Raw genomic sequence first — 25,915 nt, forward strand, 5'->3', positions numbered from 1 at the left:
GCTCTGAGATCCGCGGCCTACGTTCCCCGGTGTGCTCACACCCACGGACACCGTCCCGCTCACCGGCCCCCTGGACCTCGCCGCCCTGCGCCGCGCGGCGCTGCCCCTCACCGTCACGGTGGACGAGGAGGCCCGCGCACGCCTCGAACGCGGGCGCCGCCTCTTCCACGCGCTGCGGCACGGACCCGGCGGCGCGGACCGCCGGATCTACGGCGCCGACACCGGCTTCGGCGCTCTCGTCGGCTACGCCGGCCGGACCGACGACGCCGACCAGTGCGACAACACCCTGGCGCACCTCGGCGCGGGCCAGGGACCGGACCTCGCGCCCGGGATCGTCCGCGCCGCCCTGCTGCTGCGCACCCGCTCCCTCGCCCAGGGGCTCTCGGGGGTGTCGGCCGAGGTGGTCGACCGGCTCGCGGCGATGTTCGCCACCACCTTCGCCCCCGCCGTCCCCCGCTACGGCTCCGTCGGCGCGAGCGGCGACCTCATCCCGCTCGCCTACGCCACCCAGGCCCTGCGCGGCCGGGGCCACGCCTACCTGGACGGCGACCGGATGCCGGCCGGCGACGCGCTGACCGCCGCCGGACTGCACCCCCTCGCCCTCGACGGACGCGACGCGCTCGCCCTGGTCAACGGCACCTCCGTCACCACCGCGGCCACCGCGCTGGCCCTCGACGCCGTGCGCGCCGCCCACCGCTCGCTCACCGCGCTCAGCTGCCTGCTGACCGACCTCCTCGGCTGCGACACCGGTTTCCTCGACGCCGACCTGCTGCGGGCCTACGGCCACCCCGGCACCGTCGAGGTGGGCGGCCGGATGCGGCGCACCCTGGCGGGCGGCACGCCCTCGGGCACCCGGCCGCTGCAGGAGCCGTACAGCATCCGCTGCGCCCCGCAGCTGCTGGGCGCCGCCGAGGACGCGCTGCGCCACGTCGACGGTGTCGTCGCCGCCGACCTCGCCGGGGTCAGCGACAACCCGCTGTTCTTCCCCGCTCCCGGCCAGGGCTCCGGCACCGACGACGTGGGGGAGGGGAAGGTCGTGCACGGCGGGAACTTCTTCGGGCAGCCCGCCGCGTTCGCCGCCGACCTGCTCGCCTCCGTCGCCGCCCAGCTCGGCAACCTGGCCGAACGCCAGCTGGACCTCCTGGTCGACCCGGCCCGCAACGGCGGGCTGCCGCCGATGCTCGCCACCGAGCCCGGGGCGCAGCACGGTCTGCAGGGCGTGCAGCTGGCCACCACCGCGCTCGTGGCGGAGATGCGCCGCGCCGCGACCCCGGCCGGCATGCAGAGCCTGCCGACGAACCTGCACAACCAGGACGTCGTCCCGTTCGGCACCCAGGCGGCCCTGCGCGCCCACGACACGGCCGAGCTGCTCGGCCTGCTGTGCGCCTCGCTCGCCCTCGGCCTGCGCCAGGCCGCCCACGTCGGAGCCCGCCGCCCCACCGCAGCCCGGTGCGGGGACCTCCTGGACGTTCTCGCCGAGGCGATCCCCCCGGTCGACCCGGACCGCCCGCTGGACTCGGACGTGCGGGCCGCCGCCCGCCTGCTGGTCAGGTACGTCCGGCCTTGACCCGGCGTGGTACGAGTCGGGGCGCCCGGCCCCGGGGCGGCGGGACGGAGACGGCCGGGGGACCGCCCAGCGGGAGCCGGATGGTGAACCGGGCGCCGTGTCCGGGGCGTCCGGTCGCGGCGACCGTACCGCCGTGGTGGGTGACGACCTCCCGCAGCAGCGCCAGCCCCAGCCCGTACCGGCCGGTGGAACCGCCCCGGTGGAACCGTTCGAAGAGGCGTTCCGCCTCGGCGGGGTCGAAGCCCTTCCCGGTGTTCGCGACGGTCAGCGTGACCGTCCCGCGCACCCGGGCCAGGGCGACCTCGATCCGCCCGCCCGGCGGGGTGTGTCCGACGGCGTTGGACAGCAGCTCCCCGACGGCCCGGCGCAGCGCCGACTCGACCCCGTCGACGAACAACGGGCGCGGCGGTCCGTCCACGACGACGGTGAGACCGCCCTCCCGCACCCGGTCCGCCTCCTCCGCGACCACCGCACGGGCCAGCGCCGCCAGGTCGACCGGCCGGTGCTCCGAAGGCCGCGCCGGGCCCGCCGCGAGGCTCGCCGACAACAGCAGGTCGTCCAGCACCTCGCCCAGCCGGCCGGCCGAGCCGACCAGCCGCGTCAGACCCTCGCGGTGCCGGGCGGGCAGGTCCTGCGCCGCCGCCTGCCGCGCCAGCAGCTGCGCCCGCGTGTACACCTGGGTGACCGGGGTGCGCAGTTCGTGGCTGGCGTCCGTGACGAACCGGCGCTGCCGGGTGAGCGCCTCGGCCAGCGGGGACACGGCGAGCCGCCCCAGGACCACCCCGGTGACGGCCGCGGCCAGCAGGCCCACCACCTCGGCGACGCCCAGCGCGAACCACAGGTGCCGGCGGTCGGCCAGCTGGAACCGCAGGTCGAACACCGCCTGCACGACCGTCCCGTCCGCCCGGACCTGCGTACGCACCAGATACCGGGTGTCGTCGCGTCGCACCGTGCGTTCCACCGCCTCGTGGGTCCGGCGGACCCGCCGCATGTCGGTCTGCACGGGGAAGCCCGCCGGGGCGTTGGCCAACGGCGTCGCGCCGCGCGCGAACAGCCAGGTGCACACCGGCGGACTGGACAGGTCGCCGCGCGCCGCGCCGTAGCGCAGCTCCCGCCACACCTGGTCGCTCTGCGCCCGCGTCATGACGGTGTCGGCGACCCCGCCGACGACGGTGACCAGCAGGGTGATGATCGCGCCGGTCAGTACACCGATGCGCAGCCGGGCCCGGCGGACGGCCGTGCGCTCCCCGGACGCCGAGGCGCTCACAACGCCCCCAGGCGGTAGCCCAGTCCGTGCACCGTGCGCACCACCTGCCGGCCGAGCTTGCGGCGCAGGTAGTAGACGTAGGTGTCGACGATGGAGGAGGCGGGCGCCTCCTCGAACACCAGCCGGCGCAGCTCCGCCCGGGTGTGGACGGTGCCGGGGTGCGAGGCGAGCACCCACAGCAGGGCGAACTCCCGGGCGGCGAGCGCGATCCGCTCGCCGTCCGCGGTCTCCACCTCGCGCCGCCCGACGTGCAGACGCCCCGAACCGATCCGCAGGACGTCACCGCCCTCCAGGGAACGCCGGCACAGCGCCCGCAGTCTGGCGCCCAGCTCGTCCAGCTCGAACGGCTTCACCAGATAGTCGTCGGCGCCGGCGTCCAGGCCGTCGACCCGGTCGTGCAGGGTGCCCATCGCGGTCAGCATCAGTGCCGGGGTGCGGACCGCGCGGGTGCGCAGCCGGCCCAGCAGGTCGAGGCCGTCCAGCACCGGCAGCCGCCGGTCGACGACGAACACGTCGTAGCGCCGGGTGAGGCCCAGGTGCAGACCCCGTTGGCCGTCGGTCGCCACATCGACCGCGTAGCCCTCGTCCCGCAGTACGTCGGAAAGCATGACGACCAGTTCCCGGTCGTCCTCGATCAGCAGCAGCCGCCACGGATCCCGCGCGAGCTCCTGTGTCATGTCCACTCCTCTTCAGCCCCGCATCGGCCTCAACGCCCCTGTGGCACAAGGAAGTTCCCGAAGCTGGAGAGTGGTGGTGGGGTGTGGTGCGAGGGTGTGGTGCGGGGCCCGGAGGGGTGCGGCCGGCGGTTCAGGGGTGGTTCCGGGCGCGCTCCTCGAGCTCCTCGATGCCGTGGTTGAACTCGACCATCAGGGTGAGGAACTGCTGGGTGCGGTCCTCGTCCCAGCCCGCCGCGTCGATCAGCCGCGCGGCTCCCGCCCGGCTGATGGCGCGGTCGGCCGCCAGCCGCTCCAGGCCCAGCGGGGTGGGCCGGAAGGTGCGGGCGCCGCCCTTGGTGGTGGCGTCGATGCGCTCCACGAGGCCCTGCCGGAGCATGCTGCTCATCTGGCGGTTGATGGTGGACACGTCGGCCTGGAAGGTGTGCGCCAGTTCCCTGAGGGTGAGGGGGTCGCCCGTCTCCAGCCGGGTGAGCAGGACGTAGGCCGACCGGTCGAGGCTCTGGCCGATGCGTGGGCCGCGGGACGCGATGAAGTGCCTCGACAGCAGGGTCAGCTCGCGTTCCAGGTCGTTCAGGGGGTGATTCCGCCCGCTCGGCTCCGTCATGTGCCCCGTGCTCCCGTCCGCCGTCCGGCATCATGTGTATGTAACATGCACATCATAGCCAGGAAAGGAACGGCCGACATCATGAACGCACGCACACTGCAGGGCAGGACCGCCATCGTCACCGGGGGAGCCTCCGGGATCGGCTCCGCCGTGACCAGGATCTTCGTCGAGCGCGGCGCCCGGGTCGTCGTCGTCGACCTGCAGGAGGAGGCCGGGCGGCGCATCGCCGCCGAACTCGGTGAGGCCGTGCTCTTCCTGCGCGGCGACGTCGGTGACCGGAAGGTCGCCGACGCGGCCGTGGCCGCCGCCGTCGACCGGTTCGGGTCCCTCGACGTGCTGGTGAACAACGCCAGCGTGTCGCGGCAGAAGCCGTTCGAGGAGCAGACGGACGACGACTGGAACCTCGCGATGGACACCGGTCTGTACGCGACCCGCAACTTCATGCTCGCCGCGCTGCCCGAACTGAAGAGGTCCGGCAACGCCTCCGTCATCAACTTCGGCTCCGGGGCCGGTCTGAACGGTCAGCCCAACCAGGCCTCCTACGCCGCGGCGAAGGAGGCGATCCGCGGCCTGAGCCGAGTGGCCGCCAACGAATGGGCCCCGCACAACATCCGGGTCAACGTCGTCTGCCCGATGGCCCTGACCGCCGGGGTGGCCCAGTGGGCCGAGGCCCGTCCCGAGCAGTACGCGCAGTCCGCCGCCTCGGTGCCGCTGGGCCGCTTCGGCGACCCGGACCGCGACGTCGCCCCCATCGTCGCCTTCCTGGCCGGCGACGACGCGCGGTACATGACCGGGCAGACCGTGATGGCCGACGGCGGGGCCGTGAAGCTGCGCTGACCGGGGCGGCCGCACGGCGATTGGCATCGATAACATCATCTGCCATAGTCACAGCTACCGATGGCCGGCCCGGTTCCCGGTCCTCCGCGCCACCCCCTGCCCAGGAGGAGCTGTGAAGCGGTCCACCCTGTCGTACGCCGACGGCACCCTCCTGCGCAACGGGCGCCCGCACCGCCTGCTGGCGGGCTCGCTGCACTACTTCCGGGTCCACCCCGGGCACTGGGCCGACCGGCTGCGGCGGCTGGCCGCACTCGGCCTGAACGCGGTCGACACCTACGTCCCCTGGAACTTCCACGAGCGCACCGCGGGCGACATCCGCTTCGACGGCCCGCGCGACCTGGCCCGGTTCATCCGCCTCGCCCAGGAAGAAGGACTGGACGTCGTCGTGCGGCCGGGTCCCTACATCTGCGCCGAGTGGGACAACGGCGGTCTGCCCGCCTGGCTGACCGGCACCCCCGGCATGCGGCTGCGGGCCTCCCACGGCCCCTACCTCGAAGCGGTCGACCGCTGGTTCGACGCGCTCGTCCCGCGGGTCGCGGAACTCCAGGCCGGGCGGGGCGGACCGGTGGTGGCCGTGCAGATCGAGAACGAGTACGGCAGCTACGGCGACGACCGGGCGTACGTCCGCCACATCCGGGACGCCCTGGTCGCCCGGGGCATCACCGAACTGCTCTACACCGCGGACGGACCGACCCCGCTGATGCAGGACGGCGGCGCCCTGCCCGGCGAACTGGCCGCGGCGACCTTCGGCTCACGCCCCGACCTGGCCGCGGCGCTGCTGCGCTCCCGCCGGCCCGGAGAGCCGTTCTTCTGCGCCGAGTTCTGGAACGGCTGGTTCGACCACTGGGGCGACAAGCACCACGTCCGGCCGGCCCGGAGCGCGGCCGAGGACCTCGGCGGCATCCTCGACGAGGGCGGTTCCGTGAGCCTCTACATGGCGCACGGCGGCACCAACTTCGCACTGTGGGCGGGCGCCAACCACGAGGGCGGCACCCTCCGCCCGACCGTCACCAGCTACGACTCGGACGCACCCATCGCCGAGAACGGCGCCCTGACCCCGAAGTTCTTCGCCCTGCGGGACAGGCTGACCGCGCTCGACGCCGCCGCGGCCCGGCGCCCGCTGCCCGCCGATCCACCGCTGCTGGCACCCCGCGACCTGCCGGTGGTCGGGCAGGCGGCCCTGCTCGACGCCCTGCGGGCGACGGCCGAGCCCGTGGCCGCACCGCTGCCGCTGAGTTTCGAGGAACTGTCCCTGGCCTCCGGCCTGGTGCTCTACGAGGCCGAGCCGCTGCTGCCGCCGGGGGAGCACGAGGTGACCGTCACCGGTCTGCACGACCGCGCCCAGGTCTTCCTCGACGACACGCCCGTCGCCGTACTGGACCGCGAGAGCGCCTCGTTCACCGTCACCGGCACCGGAGCACGGGTCCGGCTGGCGCTGCTGGTGGAGAACCAGGGACGGATCAACTACGGTCCGCTGCTCGGCCAGGGCAAGGGCATCCTCGGCGGCGTGCGGGTGGAGCGCCGGCTGGTGCACGGCTGGACGATGCGTCCGCTGCCGCTCGATGCGTGGACGGGGCGGGACACGGCACGCGCCGCGGCGGCCGCCCCCTGGGACGGCCGGGCCGGGTTCGCCACTGCCGTCCTGCCGGTGGCCGAGCCCGCGGACGCCTTCGTCGCCCTGCCCGGGTTCGCCAAGGGCTTCCTCTGGGTCAACGACACCCTGCTGGGCCGCTACTGGGAGATCGGCCCCCAGACCACGCTCTACCTGCCCGGTCCGCTCCTGCGCCCCGGCGACAACACCCTGACCGTGCTGGAACTCGAACGCCTCGGCGACCGTGTCGCCCTGCGCGAGGGCCCCGACCTCGGACCGTCGCAGGAGTACGTCGAGACCTTCGACTGACGCCCCGGACCAACGGCGGCCGCCGCGCAGAGGATGTTATCGCTGCCAATGGCCGCCCCTGGCTAGACTCCGAGGCGGGACCACTACCTGCGAATGACCCGCGACGGCGGCCGGAGCCGCCGTTCTCGTGGAGAGGCGAGCGATGTCATCGGAATCACCGGCAGCCGGCAGGACGCCCGCGAGCAGGCGGACGGCCGACGACGGTGTTGTCCGGCAGCCCGGCATGGCCGACGTGGCCCGGCTCGCCGGGGTCTCCGCCCAGACGGTCTCCCGTACGCTGGCGGGCCATCCCCACGTCCAGCACACCACCCGCGCCAAGGTGCTCGCCGCGGTCGAGGAGCTGGGCTACCGCAAGAACAACGCGGCGCGGATGCTGTCCTCGGGGCGCAGCCGAACGATCGGCGTCGTCACGCTGCGGACCACCTTCTACGCACGCGCGAACCTCCTCTTCGGCATCGAGGCCGCGGCGCGCGAGGCCGGGTACGCGGTCAGTACCGCCGCCACGGCGTCCCTGGACACCGCGGCGATCGAGAGCGCGCTGTCCCGGCTGGCGGAGCAGGACGTCGAGGGGGTCGTCCTCTCGGTGCCGCTGGTGCACGTGAGCCCCGGGATCGAGCGGCTCACCCGCTCGGTGCCGACCGTCACCGTCGACGGGTCGCGGACACCGGCCACCGAGATCGTCGCCGTCGACCAGACCCTGGCGGCAAGGCTGGCGACCCGGCACCTGATCGAGTTGGGCCACGAGACCGTCTGGCACGTGTCGGGGCCCCGGGAATGGCTCGACGCGGCCAGTCGCCGCGCCGGCTGGCGCGACACCCTCCAGGAGGCGGGACTGTCCGTGCCACCGGTGCTGGAGGGGGACTGGACACCCGCCTCCGGATACCGCAACGGCCTGGTCCTGGGTAAGATCCCCGACGTCACCGCGGTGTTCGTGGCCGGCGACGAGATGGCCTTCGGAGTGATCCGGGCCCTGCACGAACTCGGCCGCAGGGTGCCGCGGGACATCTCCGTCGTCGGGGTCGACGACATCGCGCTCGCCGAGTACTGCTCGCCCTCACTGACCACGGTGGCCCAGCCGTTCGCCGAGATGGGCGCCCTCGCGGTCGCCCACCTGCTGCGGCACATCGCGGACCCGGACGCGGCTCCCGAGCCGGCCTCCGTCGAACCCGTGCTGGTCGTGCGCGCCAGTACGGCGGCGGTCGACCGCCCGGCGGCACGCCGGTCCTGACCGCCACCGGCGCGCCGCCCGGGAGACGGCGCTCAGGACTCGCCGCGGGCGTCGTGGGCCTGAGTCCCGGTGACGAGGACGAGTGCGGCGAGAAAGTCCTCGAAGGCCTGGTCGGCTCTCGACACCTCACCCGTGGTCTCGATGTCCATGATGAGGCCGCGGACGACCGCCAGTACCAGCGTCGCCAGTTCGGGACGGCCCATACTGCGCATGCCCTCCTCGAACGGCTGCAGCCAGTCGGTGGTGGACTCGCGGCGGAAGTCCGGCCACAACTGCTGCCCGGCATCCTCGCGGAGCCTGCCGAACATGGTGAGGTAGGGCCGGCCGGCCGGGCCGGTCATGACCCGCCAAGCGCGTCGCAGCGTGCTCGGGTAGGGCTCCTCGGGCCGGGGGGAGACCAGTTCGCCGAAGAAGTCGCGCTGACGCCGCCGGGCCCGTCGCAGGGTCTCCCGCAGCAACGCGTCCCGGGTCCCGAAGTGGTAGATGAGCATCCGGGCCGACGTGCCGGAGGCGGCCGCCAACGGCTCAAGGCGGTCGGGAAGCCCGTGCACGAGAGCGTGGTCGACACAGGCGTCGAGGATTCGGTCGCGGATCTCGGGCTGCTTGTGTCGACCCATCGCCGCACTTTTTCACGTAACCGGAGCTACGTCTACCGTTGACCGGAGGGCTTGGTGCCCGGAATCAAGGAGGAAGAGATGCGCGTTGTGTTCGTGCACGGGGCCTGTGTCCGTGACGGGTCGTGGTGGTGGCACCTGGCGGCCTCGGAGCTGCGCAAGCACGGTGTCGGCAGCGCCGCCCCGGCGCTGCCGAGCTGCGGCGAGGGCGACCGGCCGGCCGGTCCGCAGGGCCCCGGGCTGGCCGAGGACGTCGCGGCGGTGCGCGCGGTCCTCACCGAGTCGGACGAGCCGGTCGTGGTGGTGGCGCACAGCTACGGCGGAATCGTCGCCGCGGAGGCGGCCGCGGGCGTGGCAGCGGTGCGCCACATGGTGCTGGTGTCGAGCTATCTGCCCGAGCCCGGCGAGTCCCTGTCGACGTTCGGAGCCGACGTACCGCCACCGTTCCTGGACTTCGATCCCGACGGTGGCACGTTCGGCGCCCGGCCGGAGCTGTTCGCCGAGACGTTCGCCCAGGACTGCCCGCCGGACGTCGCCCGCGACGCGGTGGCCCGCCTGGTCCGGCAGACGCTGGCCGTGACGCAGCAGCCCGTCCGGGCGGCGGCGTGGCACGACGTGGCCACGACGTACGTGGTGTGTACCGAGGACCGGGGGACCCCCGTGGCCGCGCAGCGTGAATTCTCCCGCCGTGCGGACAAGACCGTCGAGGTGGAAGCGGGCCACCACCCGTTCCTGTCGCAGCCGCAGGCCGTCGCCGACATCGTCCGACACCTGCCGTGACCGCGACCGCGGGGCAGGCGACGGGGGCCCTCACCATGTGCGCCGGACGGGACCGGCCGGTGATCAGGACTTGCCGGCCGACAACTCGCGCGCCAGGGAGAGCGTGAGCCGGGCCGTGGTGCCCACCAGTTCCCTGTCGATGGGCGCACGGAACACGAGCACCCGGAAGTACAACGGGCCGAGAGCGACATCGACGAGGTGGTCGACGCCCCGGTCGTCGACGACGAGCTCCTCACGAACGAGGAGCTCACGCAACCCGGCGACGTCCCGCTCCCGCTGCTCCCGCAGGAATCCGGTCCGCAGCGACGCCGCGGTGTCGTCGTTCAGCTGGGCGTGACCGAGCAGGGCCTGCAGCACCGCGCCGGCCGGCTCCTGGAAGAAGTCGGCCACCTGCCGCAGATGGGAGGTGAGCGCGTCCTCGGCACCGACGCCGGGGTCCACGTGCCACTCCAGGGCCTCGCGGGCGTCGTCGGCGAGGATGTCGAGGAGGATGTCGACCTTCGACTTCCACCAGCGGTAGATCGTCTGCTTGGCCACGCCGGCGCGCTGGGCGATGCCCTCGATGGTCAGGCCGGCGAATCCCCGCTCCACCAGGAGGTCGTCCGCGGCGTTCAGTACGGCCAGCCGGGCGCTTTCGCTGCGGTGGGGGCCGGTCCGGCTGATGACCGTGGTCTTCTCGCCCGCCGGTTGTGGTCTCCGCGTGGTACCGATGGCTCCGTCAACCCTTCGCGTCGTGTCCGTCGCCGTGATTCTGACACAGCGGGGTCCACCGCGAACCGGGCGCGGTGGCCGCCCGATCAGGCGGCCCTGCGGCCCGTCCGCACCAGGCTGAGCAGCACACCGAGGGAGAGTGCGGCGACCACCGCGCTGAACGTCTCGCCTGCGGGGCGCAGGCTGGTCTCGCGGATCAGGACGCCCACGCCGATCGCGGGCACCGCCAGCATGGAGTAGAGGATGGCGAAGAAGGTGGACACGGACGCGCCGCGGTGCTGTGGGGCGCTGCGGGTGGTGATGCCGCCGATGCCGTGGCCGACCGCGATGCCCGTGGCCAGTCCGTTGACCGTGGCCCCGACGAGCAGCGGGGCCAGGGTGCCGGTGGCCATCGCGGTGGCGATCAGGCCGGCCGCGACGATCAGGCCCAGACAGGCCACGGGCAGGGCGGTGCCGGGCTTGAGGGTGCGGACGAGGAGCTGGCCGAGCGCGGTGCACGCGAAGGCGATGAAGACGACGAGACCGGTCAGCGTGTGGCTGGACTCGTGCAGCACCGTGCCCAGGAACAGTCCCGTCACAGCGGTCAGGACGCCGAGCACGGCGAAGCCGGCGCCCGCGGCCATCGCCGACCGCAGGAAGTCGGACCGGATCTCGCCCGGAATGTGCAGCGGCTGAAACTGCAGGGAGAAACCGGACCGGTGGGTGGAGCTCTCGCCGTTCAGCAGGGCGCCGAGGGCGGCGACGGCGGCGAGGACCAGCATGACGATCCAGGGGGTGCGCAGCGGGGACGGCGCGAGGTCCGCCAGGATGCCCGCCAGCAGGGTGCCGCACGCGAGCCCGCCCATGTTCGCGAACAGGGCGACAGTGGCCGGCTTGACGCGACTGCGCTGCCCGAGCCGCTCGGTGAGCGAGGCCGTCGCGGCGCCGGTCACCAGCGCCGCGGAGAACCCGGAGACGATCCGAGCGACGATCACGGCGGCGACGTTCTGGGCCAACAGGAACACCACCGCCGCCACCACGGACAACAGGGTGGCGGCGACCAGTACGGGCCGGCGACCCACCTGGTCCGATAGCCGGCCGAAGACCAACAGCCCGAGGACGACGCCCAGCGCGTAGACGGCGAAGACCACGGTCACGGTGAACGGCGTGAAGCCGAACTCGTCGCCGTAGAGCGGGTAGAGGGGGGTGGGCGCGGTGGTGCCCGCCATGGTGATCCAGAAGGCGAAGGCCACGCTGAACACGGCGAGGCCGGCGCCACGTGCCGTCGGTGGCGAGCCGGTCCGGTCATCGGCACGAATGGTCGAGTTCCCCACTGCGGTGGCCTCTCGTGAGCGATGGAAGGGCGGAAGGGGCGGTGCGGACGGCCGCGGGGCGGCCGAGCGGGCACCACCAGGAGAAACGGCTGGAAGATGCGACGTACGGGTGGGCGTACAGGAATGACACCCGCACATGACAAGACTGACCGTTGCGTCTATGTAGAGACTAGACCAGTCGGTGTGTCTATTCAATGGCCGCCGGATGTACGGCAGCGCGGGACTCCGCGGTGACGGCGGGCAACGCCGCCTCGGCCGGGGATCCTTCACGCCGCGCGTACCGCCTCGCCGTGCGCGCCGGGGTCTACCACCCGTCCAGGGCGGCGAGTTCGGTCACCGGCTGCCGGTTCGGCACGCGGCCGGTTCGCCGCCGAGCCGAACCGGGGGCGTCACCGACGGGGAGGCTGCGCGTTCACGCCCGATGGGAGTTGCGGGAGGACGTCGCCGGGTCCGGTTTGGGCAGGGGAGCGGTTGCCGTGCGGGTCACGTCTCCGACGAGTTCGACGACATCGGGGCCGTACGCCTGCGAGTTGATCACCTTCAGCAGGAGCACGAAGGAGTTCGAGCCGTGCTTGCGGGCGAGGCGCTCGTGGTTGCCGGCCAGATAGCGGGTCGCGGCCTGATTGGTGATCGCCCGCTGACCGCAGAACAGGAACACCGGCCGGGTCTCCCGCCTTTCACCGGCGGTCAGCCTCGCCAGCAGGACGTACTCGGTGATACCCGGGTCCATGCGGTAGCGCTCGGCGCCTATCTGGAAGGCGCCCCGGTCGGGGCCCGGCTCCGGATCGACGTTGACCCGCACCCCCGGCAGCATGGCCGCCATGTGCGCCACCATCCGCCGGTTCGAACCGGGGCCGCCCACACAGAACTCCGTGCGCTCGCCGAAGCCCTGGCCCACCATGTCCTGGGTCACCACCTGGGCGTGCGCGCCGCAGTCCTTGATCAACGCGGACAGCTCAAGCAGCGCGAAGACGTCGAAGCGGTGGACGGCCGGTTCGGTGGCGGCGGGGTCCCGGTTGACGACGAGCAGCGACTCGGAGCTGTCCGGCAGCCCGAAGAACGCCTGCTTCCGCCGAAGCCTGCGCTTCCACAGGTAGGTGCGGGCGAGCCAGCCCAGCGTGGCGCTGATGCCCGCCGCGACCACACCCAGGACGATGTTGAGTACGTCGTCAGTCATGGGCGCGCATGCTAGCGGGCGTCGGCGTACCCGTGTTCGACGGGGCGCGGTACCCCCGGGCGCACCCGGGGCTCGTCGGGTGCTCCTGACGCGGCCATGACGTTCAACTAAGCTGCCCGAACGGCCTTTCCCTGGAGGTGCGGATGCGTCGCCCTGTCGCACGGAATCTGACGGTCCTGGCGGTCTCGGCCGCCGTGGTGGTGTCGGTGGGAGCGGCCGCGCCGCCCACGGCCCAGCATCGGCCCGCTCCGAAGACCCCGGTCGCCGTCGGATACGGCGGCGCGGTCTCCAGCGTCGACCGGGACGCCTCCGCCGCCGGCATCGAAGTGCTCCGCAAGGGCGGCAACGCCGTCGACGCCGCGGTGGCCACCGCCGCCGCGCTCGGTGTCACCGAGCCCTACTCCGCCGGGGTGGGAGGCGGCGGCTACTTCGTGTACTACGACGCCAAGTCCCGCACGGTACGCACCATCGACGGCCGCGAGACCGCGCCGCTCACCGCCGACGAGAAGCTCTTCACGGAGAACGGCGAGCCGCTGGCCTTCGCCGACGCCGTCACCAGCGGACTGGCCGTCGGCACCCCGGGCACCCCCGCGACCTGGCAGACCGCCCTCGACCGGTGGGGCAGCCGCAAGCTTTCGTCCGTGCTAGAGCCCGCCGAGCGGCTGGCCCGGCACGGCTTCACCGTCGACAAGACCTTCCGCTCCCAGACCGCCGCCAACGAGCAGCGGTTCCGCCACTTCCCCGACACCGCCGAGCTGTTCCTGCCCGGCGGTGAACTCCCCGCCGTCGGCGCCACGTTCAAGAACCCGGACCTGGCACGCACGTACCAGGAGCTGGGCCGCAAGGGCGTCGGTGCGATCTACCACGGCGAACTGGGCGAGGACATCGTCGACACCGTCAACAAGCCGCCCGTCGACCCGGACTCGGGCTGGAACGCGCGTCCCGGCGACCTGTCCGCCAAGGACCTCGCGGCCTACGAGGCCAAGCTCCAGGCGCCGACGAGGACCGGCTACCGCGGCCTGAACGTGTACTCCATCGCGCCCTCCTCCTCCGGCGGCACCACCGTCGGCGAGGCCCTCAACATCCTGGAGCGCACCGACCTCTCCACCGCGGACAAGGCCGGCTACCTGCACCGCTACATCGAGGCCAGCCGCATCGCGTTCGCGGACCGGGGGCGCTGGGTCGGCGACCCCGCCTTCGAGGACGTACCGGCGCAGGAGCTGCTGTCCCAGCGGTACGCCGACTCGCGCGAGTGCCTGATCAAGGACGACGCGGTGCTCACCAGCCCCCTCGCGCCCGGCGACCCGAGGCACCCGGCCGGCTGCGCGGGCGGCGGCACGGCGGCGCCGACGACGTACGAGGGCGAGAACACCACGCACCTCACGGTGGCCGACAAGTGGGGCAACGTCGTCGCCTACACGCTGACCATCGAGCAGACCGGCGGCAGCGGCATCACCGTGCCGGGTCGCGGCTTCCTGCTCAACAACGAGCTGACGGACTTCTCCTTCGCCCCGGCCAACCCGGCCGTGCACGACCCGAACCTGCCCGGTCCCGGCAAGCGCCCCCGTTCCTCGATCGCCCCGACGATCGTCCTGGACCGGCACCACAAGCCGGTGGTGGCCCTCGGCTCGCCCGGCGGCGCCACCATCATCACCACCGTCCTCCAGACCCTCACCGGCTTCCTCGACCGCGGGCTCCCGCTCGTCGACGCGATCGCCGCGCCGCGCGCCAGCCAGCGCAACGCCGCGCAGACCGAGCTGGAACCGGGTCTCTACGACAGCGGCACCCGGGCGGAGCTGGAGGCCCTCGGGCACTCCTTCAAGCTCAACCCCGAGATCGGCGCCGCGACCGCCGTACAGCGCCTGGCGAACGGGAAGTGGCTGGCCGCCGCCGAGAAGGAACGGCGCGGCGGCGGCTCGGCGATGGTGGTCCGGCCGGTGCGGCAGAGGTAGTCAGAGTTCGGGGACGGGCCGCTGCGGCGTCCGGAACGCCAGCCGCCCGTCCTCGACGTCGACCGTCACCCGGCCGCCCTCGGTGACCCGCCCGTCCAGCAGCAGCCGGGACAGCTCGTTGTCCACCTCGCGCTGGATGGTGCGGCGCAGCGGGCGGGCGCCGTACTCGGGCTGGTAGCCGCGCTCGGCGAGCCAGTCCACGGCCGCGTCGGTGAAGTCGACGGTGATGCCCTGCGCGTGCACCATGCGGCGGGTCTGCTCCAGGAGCAGGCTGGTGATCTGTCGCAGCTGCTCGCCGCTGAGCTGGCGGAAGACCACGATCTCGTCGACGCGGTTGAGGAACTCGGGGCGGAAGTGCTCGCGCAGCGGGCGCAGCACCTGCTCGCGCCGGGCCTCCTCGTCGGCCTCCGCGCCGCCCGAGCCGAAGCCGATCCCGGCGCCGCGCCGGGTGATCACGTCGGAGCCCAGGTTGCTGGTCATCACGACGACCGCGTTGGAGAAGTCCACGGTGCGGCCCTGCGAGTCGGTCAGCCGCCCGTCGTCCAGGACCTGGAGCAGGATGTTGAAAACGTCCGGGTGGGCCTTCTCCACCTCGTCCAGCAGGAGCAGCGAGTACGGGTGGCGGCGCACCACCTCGGTGAGCTGACCGGCCTCCTCGTGCCCGACGTAGCCGGGCGGGGCGCCGACCAGGCGGCTGACGGTGTGGCGCTCCTGGTACTCGCTCATGTCGAGGCGGACCATCCGGTCCTCGCTGCCGAACAGCGCCTCGGCCAGTGCCCGGGCCAGCTCGGTCTTGCCGACGCCGGTCGGGCCGAGGAAGAGGAAGCTGCCGATGGGCCGGTCCGGGCTGGAGAGTCCGGCGCGGGAGCGCAGTACGGCGTCGGAGACGACCCGTACCGCCTCGTCCTGGCCGACGACCCGTTCGTGCAGATGGGATTCCAGGCCCAGCAGGCGGTCCTTCTCCTCCTGGGTGAGGCTGCTGACCGGGATGCCGGTCTGGCGGGAGACCACCTCGGCGATGGACTCGGTGTCCACGACCAGGTCGAGCCCCTCGTCGGCCTGTCCGTCGCCGGTGGCCTCGGTGATCCGCTGCTTCAGCTCCACGATCCGGTCGCGCAGCTGCGTCGCCTGCTCGTACTGCTCGTCCGAGACCGCCTGGTCCTTGTCCCGGACGAGCTGGTCGACCTCGCGCTCCAGGGCGCGGACGTCGGTGCCCTTGGTCCGGGACTGGAGCCGGACGCGGGCGCCCGCCTGGTCGATCAGGTCGATCGCCTTGTCGGGCAGCCGCCGGTCGGTGAGGTAGCGGTCGGACATCTCCACGGCCGCGACCAGCGCCTCGTCGGTGTAGCGGACCTGGTGGTGGGCCTCGTAGCGGTCGCGCAGGCCGCGCAGGATCTCGATCGCGTCGGCGGTGGTGGGCTCCGGCACCAGGATCGGCTGGAAGCGGCGGGCGAGGGCCGCGTCCTTCTCGATCCTGCGGTACTCCTCCAGCGTGGTGGCGCCCACGATGTGCAGCTCGCCGCGGGCCAGGGCCGGCTTGAGGATGTTCCCGGCGTCCATCGACCCGCTCTCGCCGCCGCCACCGGCGCCGACGACGGTGTGCAGCTCGTCGATGAAGATGATCAGCTCGTCGGAGTGGGCGCGGATCTCGCCCACGATGTTGTTCATCCGCTCCTCGAAGTCGCCCCGGTAGCGGGTGCCCGCGACGACGCCGGTCAGGTCGAGCGCGACCACCCGGCGTCCGATCAGCACGTCGGGCACGTCGCCGTCGGTGATGCGCTGGGCGAGACCCTCCACGATCGCGGTCTTGCCGACGCCGGCGTCACCGATCAGGACGGGGTTGTTCTTGCCCCGCCGGGAGAGCACCTCGACGGTCTGCTCGATCTCCTCCTCGCGCCCGATCACCGGGTCGATCCGGCCCTGCTGGGCCAGATCGGTGAGGTCGCGGCCGTACTTGTCGAGGGTCGGCGTGTTCGTGGTCCGGGCGCTCTCGGTGCGGCCCTTCGCGGCCTCCGGCGTCTCCGTGGGCAGGTTCGAGGGCGCGAACCGGGCCGCGTTCAGGATGTGCCCGGCGGCCGAGTCCGGGTTGGCGGCCAGGGCGCTGAGCACGTGCTCCGGGCCGATGTACCCGGTGCCGGTGGAGCGGGCCAGCTCGTGCGCGTCCAGCAGGGCGCGCTTGACGGCCGGGGTGAGCGAGAGCGACGTGGGCGGCGGGACCTCGCCCGGCGGGTGCTGCACGGGTCCGGTCCGCTCGTCGATCTGCGAGGCCAGCGAGTCGGGGTCGGCACCGGCCCGGCTGAGCAGCCCCCGGGTCGGCTCGGTGGACAGCGCGGCCCGCAGCAGGTGCTCGGTGTCCAGGTCCCGGCTGCCGTGCTCGGCGGCGTACTGGGCGGCGCCGCGCACCAGCTCCCGGGCCGGCTGGCTGAGCAGTCGGCCGATGTCGATCTGACGGGGCTTGGGCCCGCCGAAGAAGCGTGCCAGGAATTCCGCGAACGGGTCGCCCTCCGGGCCCATGTAGCCGCTGGTCATGGTGTACGGACCTCCGCTGCATCGCTGATCGACGTGCCGGGGCCGGGTAACCCGGCAGACGTGCGGTCATGCCCAACATGACACGTTCTGTTCCACCGGGCATGCCGGGAACCCGGGCGGGGCGCGGGGCCCGCCCCGGCCGCCCAGTCGCTCAGAGGCCGTCCCTCGACGTCAGGACGCGCGGGCCGCTGTCCGTGATCGCCACCGTGTGCTCCACGTGCGCGGCCCGGGAGCCGTCGTTCGTGCGCAGGGTCCAGCCGTCGGCGGCCGCGTGGTAGTCGTCCCGGCCGCCGGCGGTCAGCATCGGCTCGATGGCGAGGACCATGCCGTGCCGAAGCGGGAGCCCGCGTCCCGGGCGGCCCTCGTTGGGCACCCCCGGGTCCTCGTGCATGTGCCGGCCGATGCCGTGGCCGCCGAAGTCCTCCATGATCCCGTAGCCGCCGGCCCGGCACACGGTGCCGATGGCGTGCGCGATGTCGCCGATGCGGTTGCCGACCACGGCCGCCCCGATCCCCGCCTCCAGGGCCCGCTCCGCGGTCTCGATCAGCGTGACGTCGGCCGGGCGCGGGGTGCCCACCACGAAGCTGAGCGCCGAGTCGCCCGCCCAGCCGTCCAGGAGGGCGCCGCAGTCGATGGAGACGAGGTCTCCGTCCCGCAGGCGGTAGCCGTCCGGGATGCCGTGCACGATCGCGTCGTTCACCGAGGCGCAGATGACGCCCGGGAAGGGCGTCGGCGCGAAGGAGGGCCGGTACCCGAGGAACGGCGAGCCCGCGCCCGCCTCCCGCAGCACCCCGTGCGCGACCGCGTCCAGCTCCAGTAGGGACACGCCCACGTCCGCGGCCCGCCGTACGGCGGTCAGGGCGCGCGCGACGACCTGGCCGGCCGCGTGCATGGCGTCGATCGATGTGTCCGTCTTCAGTTCCACCATGCCAATTACTATACCGGTATTTGAATTGGGTTCGCGACCCGGCGCGATGTGCGGCACACCCGGGGCCGGTACGGGAAACCGGTATTAGAATGACGGCATGGTACGCACCCCTCTGACCCCCGAAGAGCGCGAGCGCGGCGAGCAGCTCGGCCGCCTGCTGCGCGCGGCCCGCGGTGAGCGGAGCATGACGGCGGTGGCCGCCCAGGCCGGAATCTCCGCCGAGACCCTCCGCAAGATCGAGACCGGCCGGGCACCCACCCCGGCGTTCTTCACGGTGGCCGCACTGGCCGCCGCGCTGGGGCTGTCCATGGACGAGCTGGTGGGCAGGTGCGCGCCCGTGCCGGCCTGAGGCACCCGCACTCACCCACAGGAGTGCGAAACGTGATCGACACCGCGCCTTGACGACGATGGTCTTGGCAAGCCCGTCCGGCCAGGCTTACGTTCGTCCCTCTACGGCCTGCTCTACGGGCGTAGAGGCTCTGACGTCGTGTCGAAGGAGCAGCTCATGGCCAACGTCGTACGTGCCGCTCTCGTCCAGGCCACCTGGACCGGCGACACCGAGTCCATGGTGGCGAAACACGAGGAGCACGCCCGGGAGGCCGCCCGGCGGGGCGCGCGGGTCATCGGGTTCCAGGAGGTGTTCAACGCCCCCTACTTCTGCCAGGTCCAGGACCCCGAGCACTACCGCTGGGCCGAGCCCGTGCCCGACGGCCCCACCGTCCGCCGCATGCAGACCCTCGCCCGCGAGACCGGCATGGTGATCGTCGTCCCCGTCTTCGAGGTCGAGCAGTCCGGCTTCTACTACAACACCGCGGCCGTGATCGACGCCGACGGCACCGTCCTCGGCACCTACCGCAAGCACCACATCCCGCAGGTCAAGGGTTTCTGGGAGAAGTTCTACTTCCGCCCCGGCAACGTCGGCTGGCCCGTCTTCGACACCGCCGTCGGCAAGGTCGCCGTCTACATCTGCTACGACCGGCACTTCCCCGAGGGCTGGCGCCAACTCGGCCTCGGCGGTGCCCAGCTCGTCTACAACCCCTCGGCCACCCACCGCGGCCTCTCCGCACACCTGTGGCGGCTCGAACAGCCCGCCGCGGCCGTCGCCAACGAGTACTTCGTCGCCGCCATCAACCGGGTCGGCGTCGAGGAGTACGGCGACAACGACTTCTACGGCACGTCCTACTTCGTGGACCCCCGCGGGCAGTTCGTCGGCGACGTCGCCAGCGACAGCAAGGAGGAACTCCTCGTCCGCGACCTGGACTTCGACCTCATCGACGAGGTACGGCAGCAGTGGGCCTTCTACCGCGACCGCCGGCCCGACGCCTACGAAGGGCTGGTGCGGCCGTGACCCGTGACCTCTTCGCCCGCCACCGCGCCGTCCTGCCCGACTGGCTCGCCCTCTACTACGAGGACCCGCTGGAGATCACCCACGGCGAGGGCCGGCACGTCTGGGACGCCGAAGGAAACAAGTACCTCGACTTCTTCGGCGGCATCCTCACCACGATGACCGCGCACGCCCTGCCCGAGGTCACCAAGGCCGTCGCCGAGCAGGCCGGACGGATCGTCCACTCCTCGACCCTCTACCTCAACCGGCCGATGGTCGAACTCGCCGAACGCGTCGCCCAGCTGTCCGGCATCCCCGACGCCCGCGTCTTCTTCACCACCTCCGGCACCGAGGCCAACGACACCGCCCTGCTGCTCGCCACCGCGTACCGGCGCAGCAACGCGATCCTGGCGATGCGCAACAGCTACCACGGCCGCTCCTTCAGCGCCGTCGGCATCACCGGCAACCGCGGCTGGTCCCCGACCTCCCTGTCCCCGCTCCAGACCCTGTACGTGCACGGCGGCGTCCGCACCCGCGGGCCCTACGCGGACCTGGACGACCGGGACTTCATCGACGCCTGCGTCGCCGACCTGTTGGACCTGCTCGGCCACACCCGCGCCCCCGCCGCCCTGATCGCCGAACCCGTCCAGGGCGTCGGCGGCTTCACCTCCCCGCCGGACGGCCTGTACGCCGCCTTCCGCGAGGTGCTGCACGAGCGGGGCATCCTGTGGATCTCCGACGAGGTGCAGACCGGCTGGGGCCGCACCGGCGAGCACTTCTGGGGCTGGCAGGCCCACGCAAGGAGCGGCCCGCCCGACATCGTCACCTTCGCCAAGGGCATCGGCAACGGCATGTCGATCGGCGGTGTCGTCGCCCGCGCCGAGATCATGAACTGCCTGGACGCCAACAGCATCTCCACCTTCGGCGGCACCCAGGTCACCATGGCCGCGGGCCTCGCCAACCTCAACCACCTCCTGGAGCACGACCTCCAGGGCAACGCCCGGCGCGTCGGCGGACTGCTCATCGAACGGCTGCGCGCCGTCGCCGCCCAGGTGCCGCACGTGCGCGAGGTGCGCGGGCGCGGGCTGATGATCGGCGTCGAGCTGACCCGGCCCGGCACCGACGAGGCCGACCCCGAGGCGGCGTCCACCGTACTGGAGGAGGCCCGCGCCGGCGGGCTGCTCGTCGGCAAGGGCGGCGGCCACAGCACCAGCGTCCTGCGCGTCGCCCCGCCGATGTCCCTCACCGTCGCGGAGGCCGAGGAGGGCGCCGCGATCCTCGAACGCGCCCTGCGGAGCATCTGATCGGCTGATCACCGCGTGCCGAGCCCAGGAGAGGCCGCCATGACCACGACCACCCCGCAGACACCGGCCCAGCAGCCCTGGGAACCCGCCCTGTCGGTACGTCAGGTCCTCGGCCTCGAACGGGTGCGGGCCGGACAGCCCGAGGTGGTGGCCGGAGCACACCGCCTCGACCGGCCGGTGCGCTGGGTGCACGTCGCCGAGGCCGCCGACGTCGGCGTAATGCTCAGCGGCGGCGAGATGGTCCTCACCACCGGCGTGCTGCTTGCCGGTGACGAGGACGGGCAGGGGGAGTACATCCGTTCACTGGACCGGGCCGAGGCCGCCGCCGTCGTGCTCGGCCTCGGCCGCGCCTTCCCCGCCCCGCCCGAGGTGATGCGCAGCGCGGCCGAACGCTGCGGGCTGCCCATGGTCGTGCTGCACCGGCCCTTCCCCTTCGCCGAACTGACCGAGGAGGTGCAGTCCCGGCTGCTGCGCCGCAAGTTCGCCGCCGTCAGCCTCTCCGAGGCCGTACGCACCGAACTGACCGGCCTGATCACCGCGGGCGCCCCGGTGCAGCGCCTGCTCGACGAGGTGGCCCGGCACGCCGGCTGCCCCGTCGTCGTCACCAACCTCGCCCACCGCGTCCTCGCCACGGCGGGCGAGCGGTCCGCCGTCGACGACGTACTGCGGGACTGGGAGCGCATCGCCCGCCAGGCCGGGGCCGGCTCGGCCGACGGCTGGGTCCGGGCCGAACTGACCTGCCGGGGGGAGGGCTGGGGGCGCCTGGTGCTGTGCGGCTACCGGGGCGAGCGGGCCGCCGGACGCCTGCTCGCCGACCGCGCGGCCGAGGCGCTCGTCCTGCACCGCATGCTCGCCGGTGACGGCACGCACACGGGTGTTCCCGCGGGCTCCCGTGACTCCCGGCACTCCTGGGACTCCTGGGAGGAGCAGGCCGCGCGGAGCCTGCTCACCGACCTGGTCAGCGGGGCGGTACCGGCGCGGCAACTGCTGCCCCGGGCCCGCGCCGCCGGGCTGCCCGTCAACCGGCGCGTCTTCGTCCCCCTCGTCGTCCGCGAGCGGGAGCCCGCCCGGCCGGCCCGGGTACTGCGGCGCCTGGGCCTGCCCGGCCTCGCCGCCCGCCTCGCCGACGACCACGTCGCCGTCCTGCTCAGCCTCGCCCCCGACCAGGACGCCAGGGCCCTCACCGCCCACTTCGCGACCCGGCTGCGTGCGGAACCGGACAACTCCCACGCCGTGGTCGCCGCCGCCGACGCCCGGGCCGACTGGACCGACGTACCCGCCGGGCTGCGCGAGGCCCAGCACGTCGCCGACGCGGTCGCCGACTCCGCGGCCACCGCCCTGGACCTGCCGCCGGTCGTGCGGCTGCGCGACATCCACCTGCGCGGCCTGGTGCGGCTGCTGCGCGACGACCCGCACGTGCAGTCCTTCGCCGAACGCGAGCTGGACGGCCTCCTGCGCGGCCCCGACCAGGACCTGCTGCCGGTGCTGCGCACCTACCTCGCCACCGGCCGCAACAAGTCCCGCACCGCCCAGCTCCACCACGTCTCCCGGCCCGCCCTCTACCGGCGCCTGGAAGCCATACAGGGCCGCCTCGGCGTCGACCTCGACGACTTCGAGCAGGCGGCCTCCGTGCACATCGCGCTCCTCGCCCACGACGCACAACAGGGGTGACACCGTGCAATGCCCGACCCCCGCAGACGTGACACCGTGCCACTCATTTCGGCCACCGCCCGTCCCTAGTCTCGCCGTACACCGAGCGCCACAGCGAGCGATTCGAGCGAGTGGAGGCCGAAGATGAGCCGAGTGATCCGTGCCGCGCTCTTCCAGACCGCCTGGACGGGCGACAAGGAATCGATGATCCAGGTCCACGAGCAGGCGGTGCGCGACGCCGCCGCCCAGGGCGCACAGGTCATGTGCTTCCAGGAGCTGTTCTACGGACCGTACTTCTGCCAGGTCCAGGACCCCGAGTTCTACGCCTACGCCGAGCGCGTCCCGGACGGCCCGGTCGTGGAGCGCTTCCAGCGGCTCGCCCGCGAGCACGGCATCGTCCTGGTGCTCCCCATGTACGAGGAGGAGCAGCCCGGCGTTCTCTACAACACCGCCGCCGTCATCGACGCGGACGGCTCCTACCTCGGCAAGTACCGCAAGACGCACATCCCGCAGGTGCGCGGCTTCTGGGAGAAGTTCTACTTCCGCCCCGGCAACAGCGGCTGGCCGGTCTTCGACACCGCTGTCGGCAAGGTCGGCGTCTACATCTGCTACGACCGGCACTTCCCCGAGGGCTGGCGGGCACTGGGCCTGGCGGGCGCCGAGATCGTCTTCAACCCGTCGGCCACCTCGCGCGGCCTGTCCGGCTACCTGTGGCAGCTGGAGCAGCCGGCCGCCGCCGTCGCCAACGAGTACTTCGTCGGCGCCATCAACCGCGTCGGCGTCGAGGAACTGGGGGACAACGACTTCTACGGCACCTCGTACTTCGTCGACCCCGAGGCGCAGTTCGTCGGCGAGGTGGCGAGCGACAAGGAGACCGAACTCGTCGTCCGCGACCTCGACACGGCCAAGCTGCGCGAGGTCCGCGACCGCTGGCAGTTCTACCGCGACCGCGCGCCGGGCGCCTACTCCCCGCTGACCGCGCCCTGATCCGACCGGGGCCCCTGACAGGAGGGAACAGCAGCATGAGCAGCCGTACCGTCATCCGCGGCGGCCTCGTCATCACCGCCTCCGACGAGATCCACGCCGACGTCCTGATCGAGGACGGCCGCGTCGCCGCCCTCGCCGCGACCGGCACCCCGGCCGCCGAGGCGTTCAACGCCGAGAACGTCATCGACGCGAGCGGCAAGTACGTCGTCCCGGGCGGCGTCGACGGACACACCCACATGGAGATGCCCTTCGGCGGCACCTACGCCGCCGACACCTTCGAGACCGGCACCCGCGCCGCCGCCTGGGGCGGCACGACCACCATCGTCGACTTCGCCATCCAGAGCGTCGGCCGCTCCCTGCGCTCCGGCCTGGACGCCTGGCACGCCAAGGCCGAGGGCAACTGCGCCATCGACTACGCCTTCCACATGATCGTCTCCGACGTCAACGAGAAGACGCTCAAGGAGATGGACCTGCTGGTGGAGGAGGGGGTGACCTCCTTCAAGCAGTTCATGGCGTACCCCGGCGTCTTCTACTCCGACGACGGACAGATCCTGCGCGCCATGCAGCGCGCCGCCGAGAACGGCGGCCTGATCATGATGCACGCCGAGAACGGGATCGCCATCGACGTCCTCGTCGAGCAGGCCCTCGCCCGCGGCGAGACCGACCCCCGCTTCCACGGCGAGGTCCGCAAGGCCCTGCTGGAGGCCGAGGCGACCCACCGCGCCATCAGGCTCGCCCAGGTCGCCGGGGCGCCGCTGTACGTCGTGCACGTCTCGGCGACCGAGGCGGTGGCCGAACTGACCCGGGCCCGCGACGAGGGGCTGCCGGTCTTCGGCGAGACCTGCCCCCAGTACCTGTTCCTGTCCACCGACAACCTCGCCGAGCCCGACTTCGAGGGCGCCAAGTACGTGTGCAGCACCCCGCTCAGGCCGAAGGAACACCAGGCGGCGCTGTGGCGGGGCCTGCGCACCAACGACCTCCAGGTGGTCTCCACCGACCACTGCCCCTTCTGCTTCAGCGGGCAGAAGGAGCTGGGCCGGGGCGACTTCTCCAAGATCCCCAACGGGATGCCGGGCGTCGAGAATCGCATGGACCTGCTCCACCAGGCCGTCGTCGACGGGCACATCGGCCGCCGCCGCTGGATCGAGATCGCCTGCGCCACCCCGGCCCGGATGTTCGGCCTGTACCCGAAGAAGGGCACCATCGCGCCCGGCGCCGACGCCGACATCGTCGTCTACGACCCGCACGCCGAGCAGGTCCTCTCGGCCGAGACCCACCACATGAACGTCGACTACTCGGCGTACGAGGGCAGGCGGATCACCGGCCGGGTGGAGACCGTGCTCTCGCGCGGCGAACCGGTCGTCACCGAGCGGGAGTACACCGGGCGCAAGGGCCACGGCGTCTACACCCCGCGCGCCACCTGTCAGTACCTGAACTAGGAGTGGTGCCCATGGACTTCGGACTCGTCCTGCAGACCGACCCGCCGGCCTCCCGCGTCGTGGAGCTGATGCAGCGGGCCGAGCGCAACGGCTTCAGCCACGGCTGGACCTTCGACTCCGCCGTGCTGTGGCAGGAGCCGTTCGTGATCTACAGCCAGGTCCTGGCCAACACCAGCACACTGAAGATCGGCCCGATGGTCACCAACCCGGGCACCCGCACCTGGGAGGTGACCGCCTCCACCTTCGCCACCCTCAACGACATGTTCGGCAACCGCACCGTCTGCGGCATCGGCCGCGGCGACTCCGCGATGCGGGTGGCCGGACGCAAGCCCAACACCCTCGCCCGCATAAGCGAGGCGATCAGGGTCATCCGCGCGCTGGGCAGGGGAGAGGAGGCCGACCTCGGCGGCGGCACCGTCGTCCGGTTCCCCTGGACCAGGCCCGGCGCCGAAGTCCCCGTGTGGATGGCCGCGTACGGTCCCAAGGCGCTGAAGATGACCGGCGAGGAGGCCGACGGCTTCATCCTCCAGCTCGCCGACCTCTACCTCACCGAGTACATGGTCAAGGCCGTCCGGGACGCCGCCGAGGCCGCCGGACGCGACCCGTCCGAGGTGACGGTCTGCGTCGCGGCGCCCGCCTACGTCACCGCCGACGACTCGCCCGAGGCCCTCGCCCACGCCCGCGAGCAGTGCCGCTGGTTCGGCGGCATGGTCGGCAACCACGTCGCCGACCTGGTCGCCAAGTACGGCGCCCACACCGGCGCCGTCCCCGGCGAACTCACCGACTACATCAAGGCCCGCGAGGGCTACGACTACGCCCACCACGGGCGCAGCGGAAACCCGGACACGCAGTTCGTGCCGGACGAGATCGTCGACCGGTTCTGTCTGATCGGGCCGGTCGAGAAGCACATCGAGAAGCTGACCGCCCTGCGCGCCCTCGGCGTCGACCAGTTCGCGCTGTACGACATGCACGACGCGCAGGAAGCCGTGATCGACGCCTACGGCACGAAGGTCATCCCGGCCGTCAACGCGTGACCCACCCTGCCCGCCCCGCACGACGGGGCGGGCACCTGGGCGCACCCGCGCACCCCCCTCGGCACCGCCCGCACGGCCTCTCCCGTCCCACCC

The 25,915-nt window shown here is 72.7% G+C and carries 22 protein-coding genes; 13 read left to right on the forward strand and 9 right to left on the reverse strand.

The genetic code is table 11. The features are described 5' to 3' along the window. The first annotated feature begins 31 nt into the window (after window positions 1–31). Complete coding sequence (gene hutH, locus ACH4D3_RS02785) at window positions 32–1,567, forward strand: histidine ammonia-lyase (RefSeq protein WP_398315628.1); 1,536 nt, start codon at window positions 32–34, stop codon at window positions 1,565–1,567. Here hutH and ACH4D3_RS02790 read toward each other — a convergent pair. The 3 genes from ACH4D3_RS02790 to ACH4D3_RS02800 form a co-directional block, all read right to left on the reverse strand. Further along, window positions 1,548–2,834 carry a sensor histidine kinase gene (locus ACH4D3_RS02790; protein WP_398315630.1) on the reverse strand — a complete coding sequence of 429 codons (1,287 nt, stop codon included), beginning with the start codon at window positions 2,832–2,834 and terminating at the stop codon, window positions 1,548–1,550. The two genes, hutH and ACH4D3_RS02790, sit on opposite strands and share 20 nt — an antisense overlap. Next, window positions 2,831–3,511, reverse strand: a complete 681-nt coding sequence (locus tag ACH4D3_RS02795) for a response regulator transcription factor (RefSeq protein WP_398315632.1) — start codon at window positions 3,509–3,511, stop codon at window positions 2,831–2,833. The genes ACH4D3_RS02790 and ACH4D3_RS02795 overlap by 4 nt, the downstream gene beginning before the upstream one ends. A 130-nt stretch (window positions 3,512–3,641) precedes the next feature. Continuing rightward, window positions 3,642–4,115 (reverse strand): MarR family winged helix-turn-helix transcriptional regulator, encoded by a 474-nt coding sequence (locus ACH4D3_RS02800; protein ID WP_398315634.1) that lies wholly within the window; start codon window positions 4,113–4,115, stop codon window positions 3,642–3,644. A gap of 81 nt (window positions 4,116–4,196) precedes the next feature. Here ACH4D3_RS02800 and ACH4D3_RS02805 point away from each other — a divergent pair, with 81 nt between their 5' ends. The 3 genes from ACH4D3_RS02805 (at window position 4,197) to ACH4D3_RS02815 (ending at window position 8,080) form a co-directional block, all read left to right on the forward strand. Then, window positions 4,197–4,952: an SDR family NAD(P)-dependent oxidoreductase gene (locus ACH4D3_RS02805; RefSeq protein WP_398315636.1), complete on the forward strand. Its 756-nt coding sequence runs from the start codon at window positions 4,197–4,199 to the stop codon at window positions 4,950–4,952. A 112-nt stretch (window positions 4,953–5,064) separates the two neighbouring features. Then, complete coding sequence (locus ACH4D3_RS02810; RefSeq protein ID WP_398315638.1) at window positions 5,065–6,852, forward strand: glycoside hydrolase family 35 protein; 1,788 nt, start codon at window positions 5,065–5,067, stop codon at window positions 6,850–6,852. 142 nt (window positions 6,853–6,994) lie between these two features. After that, a complete protein-coding gene (locus ACH4D3_RS02815; RefSeq protein ID WP_398315640.1) occupies window positions 6,995–8,080 on the forward strand; it encodes a LacI family DNA-binding transcriptional regulator in 1,086 nt (361 codons plus the stop codon). A gap of 32 nt (window positions 8,081–8,112) precedes the next feature. Here ACH4D3_RS02815 and ACH4D3_RS02820 read toward each other — a convergent pair whose 3' ends face one another. Next, the gene (locus ACH4D3_RS02820; RefSeq protein WP_398315642.1) at window positions 8,113–8,697 is read right to left on the reverse strand and encodes a TetR/AcrR family transcriptional regulator; all 585 of its coding nucleotides are present in this window, start codon (window positions 8,695–8,697) and stop codon (window positions 8,113–8,115) included. Window positions 8,698–8,775: 78 nt separating this feature from the next. On the opposite strand from ACH4D3_RS02820, the gene ACH4D3_RS02825 reads away from it, so the two are divergent. Further along, window positions 8,776–9,474, forward strand: a complete 699-nt coding sequence (locus ACH4D3_RS02825; RefSeq protein WP_398315644.1) for an alpha/beta hydrolase — start codon at window positions 8,776–8,778, stop codon at window positions 9,472–9,474. 63 nt (window positions 9,475–9,537) lie between these two features. Here the strand turns inward: ACH4D3_RS02825 and ACH4D3_RS02830 are convergent, their stop codons facing one another. From ACH4D3_RS02830 to ACH4D3_RS02840, 3 genes are all read right to left on the reverse strand, one after another. After that, window positions 9,538–10,137, reverse strand: coding sequence for a TetR/AcrR family transcriptional regulator (locus ACH4D3_RS02830; RefSeq protein WP_398316616.1), 600 nt, complete (start codon window positions 10,135–10,137; stop codon window positions 9,538–9,540). A 134-nt stretch (window positions 10,138–10,271) separates the two neighbouring features. Further along, window positions 10,272–11,426: an MFS transporter gene (locus ACH4D3_RS02835; RefSeq protein ID WP_398315646.1), complete on the reverse strand. Its 1,155-nt coding sequence runs from the start codon at window positions 11,424–11,426 to the stop codon at window positions 10,272–10,274. A gap of 484 nt (window positions 11,427–11,910) precedes the next feature. Continuing rightward, the gene (locus ACH4D3_RS02840) at window positions 11,911–12,675 is read right to left on the reverse strand and encodes a hypothetical protein (protein WP_398315648.1); all 765 of its coding nucleotides are present in this window, start codon (window positions 12,673–12,675) and stop codon (window positions 11,911–11,913) included. A 143-nt stretch (window positions 12,676–12,818) separates the two neighbouring features. Between ACH4D3_RS02840 and ggt the strand changes: the two genes are divergently transcribed. Beyond that, entirely contained in the window at window positions 12,819–14,627 is a 1,809-nt protein-coding gene (gene ggt, locus ACH4D3_RS02845; protein ID WP_398315650.1) for a gamma-glutamyltransferase, read from the forward strand. Here the strand turns inward: ggt and ACH4D3_RS02850 are convergent, their stop codons facing one another. Further along, window positions 14,628–17,156 (reverse strand): ATP-dependent Clp protease ATP-binding subunit, encoded by a 2,529-nt coding sequence (locus ACH4D3_RS02850; protein ID WP_398315652.1) that lies wholly within the window; start codon window positions 17,154–17,156, stop codon window positions 14,628–14,630. It abuts the gene before it with no gap. A gap of 151 nt (window positions 17,157–17,307) precedes the next feature. Next, window positions 17,308–18,084 (reverse strand): type I methionyl aminopeptidase, encoded by a 777-nt coding sequence (map, locus tag ACH4D3_RS02855; protein WP_398315654.1) that lies wholly within the window; start codon window positions 18,082–18,084, stop codon window positions 17,308–17,310. 97 nt (window positions 18,085–18,181) lie between these two features. Between map and ACH4D3_RS02860 the strand changes: the two genes are divergently transcribed. The 7 genes from ACH4D3_RS02860 (at window position 18,182) to ACH4D3_RS02890 (ending at window position 25,822) form a co-directional block, all read left to right on the forward strand. Next, a complete protein-coding gene (locus ACH4D3_RS02860; protein WP_087806210.1) occupies window positions 18,182–18,433 on the forward strand; it encodes a helix-turn-helix domain-containing protein in 252 nt (83 codons plus the stop codon). Window positions 18,434–18,589: 156 nt separating this feature from the next. After that, entirely contained in the window at window positions 18,590–19,432 is an 843-nt protein-coding gene (locus tag ACH4D3_RS02865; protein ID WP_398315657.1) for a nitrilase-related carbon-nitrogen hydrolase, read from the forward strand. Further along, window positions 19,429–20,712 carry an aspartate aminotransferase family protein gene (locus tag ACH4D3_RS02870; protein ID WP_398315658.1) on the forward strand — a complete coding sequence of 428 codons (1,284 nt, stop codon included), beginning with the start codon at window positions 19,429–19,431 and terminating at the stop codon, window positions 20,710–20,712. The genes ACH4D3_RS02865 and ACH4D3_RS02870 overlap by 4 nt, the downstream gene beginning before the upstream one ends. A gap of 39 nt (window positions 20,713–20,751) precedes the next feature. Beyond that, window positions 20,752–22,383, forward strand: a complete 1,632-nt coding sequence (locus tag ACH4D3_RS02875; RefSeq protein ID WP_398315660.1) for a PucR family transcriptional regulator — start codon at window positions 20,752–20,754, stop codon at window positions 22,381–22,383. 123 nt (window positions 22,384–22,506) lie between these two features. After that, window positions 22,507–23,349, forward strand: a complete 843-nt coding sequence (locus tag ACH4D3_RS02880; RefSeq protein ID WP_398315662.1) for a nitrilase-related carbon-nitrogen hydrolase — start codon at window positions 22,507–22,509, stop codon at window positions 23,347–23,349. Window positions 23,350–23,384: 35 nt separating this feature from the next. Beyond that, entirely contained in the window at window positions 23,385–24,788 is a 1,404-nt protein-coding gene (gene hydA / locus ACH4D3_RS02885; RefSeq protein ID WP_398315664.1) for a dihydropyrimidinase, read from the forward strand. An 11-nt stretch (window positions 24,789–24,799) separates the two neighbouring features. Continuing rightward, window positions 24,800–25,822: a TIGR03842 family LLM class F420-dependent oxidoreductase gene (locus ACH4D3_RS02890; RefSeq protein WP_398315666.1), complete on the forward strand. Its 1,023-nt coding sequence runs from the start codon at window positions 24,800–24,802 to the stop codon at window positions 25,820–25,822. The last annotated feature ends 93 nt before the right edge of the window (window positions 25,823–25,915 follow it).

It is taken from the genome of Streptomyces sp. NPDC018026 (genome assembly GCF_044327745.1).
GTDB classification, from domain to species: domain Bacteria; phylum Actinomycetota; class Actinomycetes; order Streptomycetales; family Streptomycetaceae; genus Streptomyces; species Streptomyces rubrogriseus.

Coding starts and splice junctions, on each gene's coding strand:
- ACH4D3_RS02795 (WP_398315632.1), bottom strand. CDS start 3,511: ATGACACAGGAGCTCGCGCGGGATCCGTGGCGGCTGCTGCTGATCGAG.
- ACH4D3_RS02800 (WP_398315634.1), bottom strand. CDS start 4,115: ATGACGGAGCCGAGCGGGCGGAATCACCCCCTGAACGACCTGGAACGC.
- ACH4D3_RS02805 (WP_398315636.1), top strand. CDS start 4,197: ATGAACGCACGCACACTGCAGGGCAGGACCGCCATCGTCACCGGGGGA.
- ACH4D3_RS02815 (WP_398315640.1), top strand. CDS start 6,995: ATGTCATCGGAATCACCGGCAGCCGGCAGGACGCCCGCGAGCAGGCGG.
- ACH4D3_RS02820 (WP_398315642.1), bottom strand. CDS start 8,697: ATGGGTCGACACAAGCAGCCCGAGATCCGCGACCGAATCCTCGACGCC.
- ACH4D3_RS02825 (WP_398315644.1), top strand. CDS start 8,776: ATGCGCGTTGTGTTCGTGCACGGGGCCTGTGTCCGTGACGGGTCGTGG.
- ACH4D3_RS02840 (WP_398315648.1), bottom strand. CDS start 12,675: ATGACTGACGACGTACTCAACATCGTCCTGGGTGTGGTCGCGGCGGGC.
- ggt (WP_398315650.1), top strand. CDS start 12,819: ATGCGTCGCCCTGTCGCACGGAATCTGACGGTCCTGGCGGTCTCGGCC.
- ACH4D3_RS02850 (WP_398315652.1), bottom strand. CDS start 17,156: ATGACCAGCGGCTACATGGGCCCGGAGGGCGACCCGTTCGCGGAATTC.
- map (WP_398315654.1), bottom strand. CDS start 18,084: ATGGTGGAACTGAAGACGGACACATCGATCGACGCCATGCACGCGGCC.
- ACH4D3_RS02860 (WP_087806210.1), top strand. CDS start 18,182: ATGGTACGCACCCCTCTGACCCCCGAAGAGCGCGAGCGCGGCGAGCAG.
- ACH4D3_RS02865 (WP_398315657.1), top strand. CDS start 18,590: ATGGCCAACGTCGTACGTGCCGCTCTCGTCCAGGCCACCTGGACCGGC.
- ACH4D3_RS02875 (WP_398315660.1), top strand. CDS start 20,752: ATGACCACGACCACCCCGCAGACACCGGCCCAGCAGCCCTGGGAACCC.
- ACH4D3_RS02880 (WP_398315662.1), top strand. CDS start 22,507: ATGAGCCGAGTGATCCGTGCCGCGCTCTTCCAGACCGCCTGGACGGGC.
- hydA (WP_398315664.1), top strand. CDS start 23,385: ATGAGCAGCCGTACCGTCATCCGCGGCGGCCTCGTCATCACCGCCTCC.
- ACH4D3_RS02890 (WP_398315666.1), top strand. CDS start 24,800: ATGGACTTCGGACTCGTCCTGCAGACCGACCCGCCGGCCTCCCGCGTC.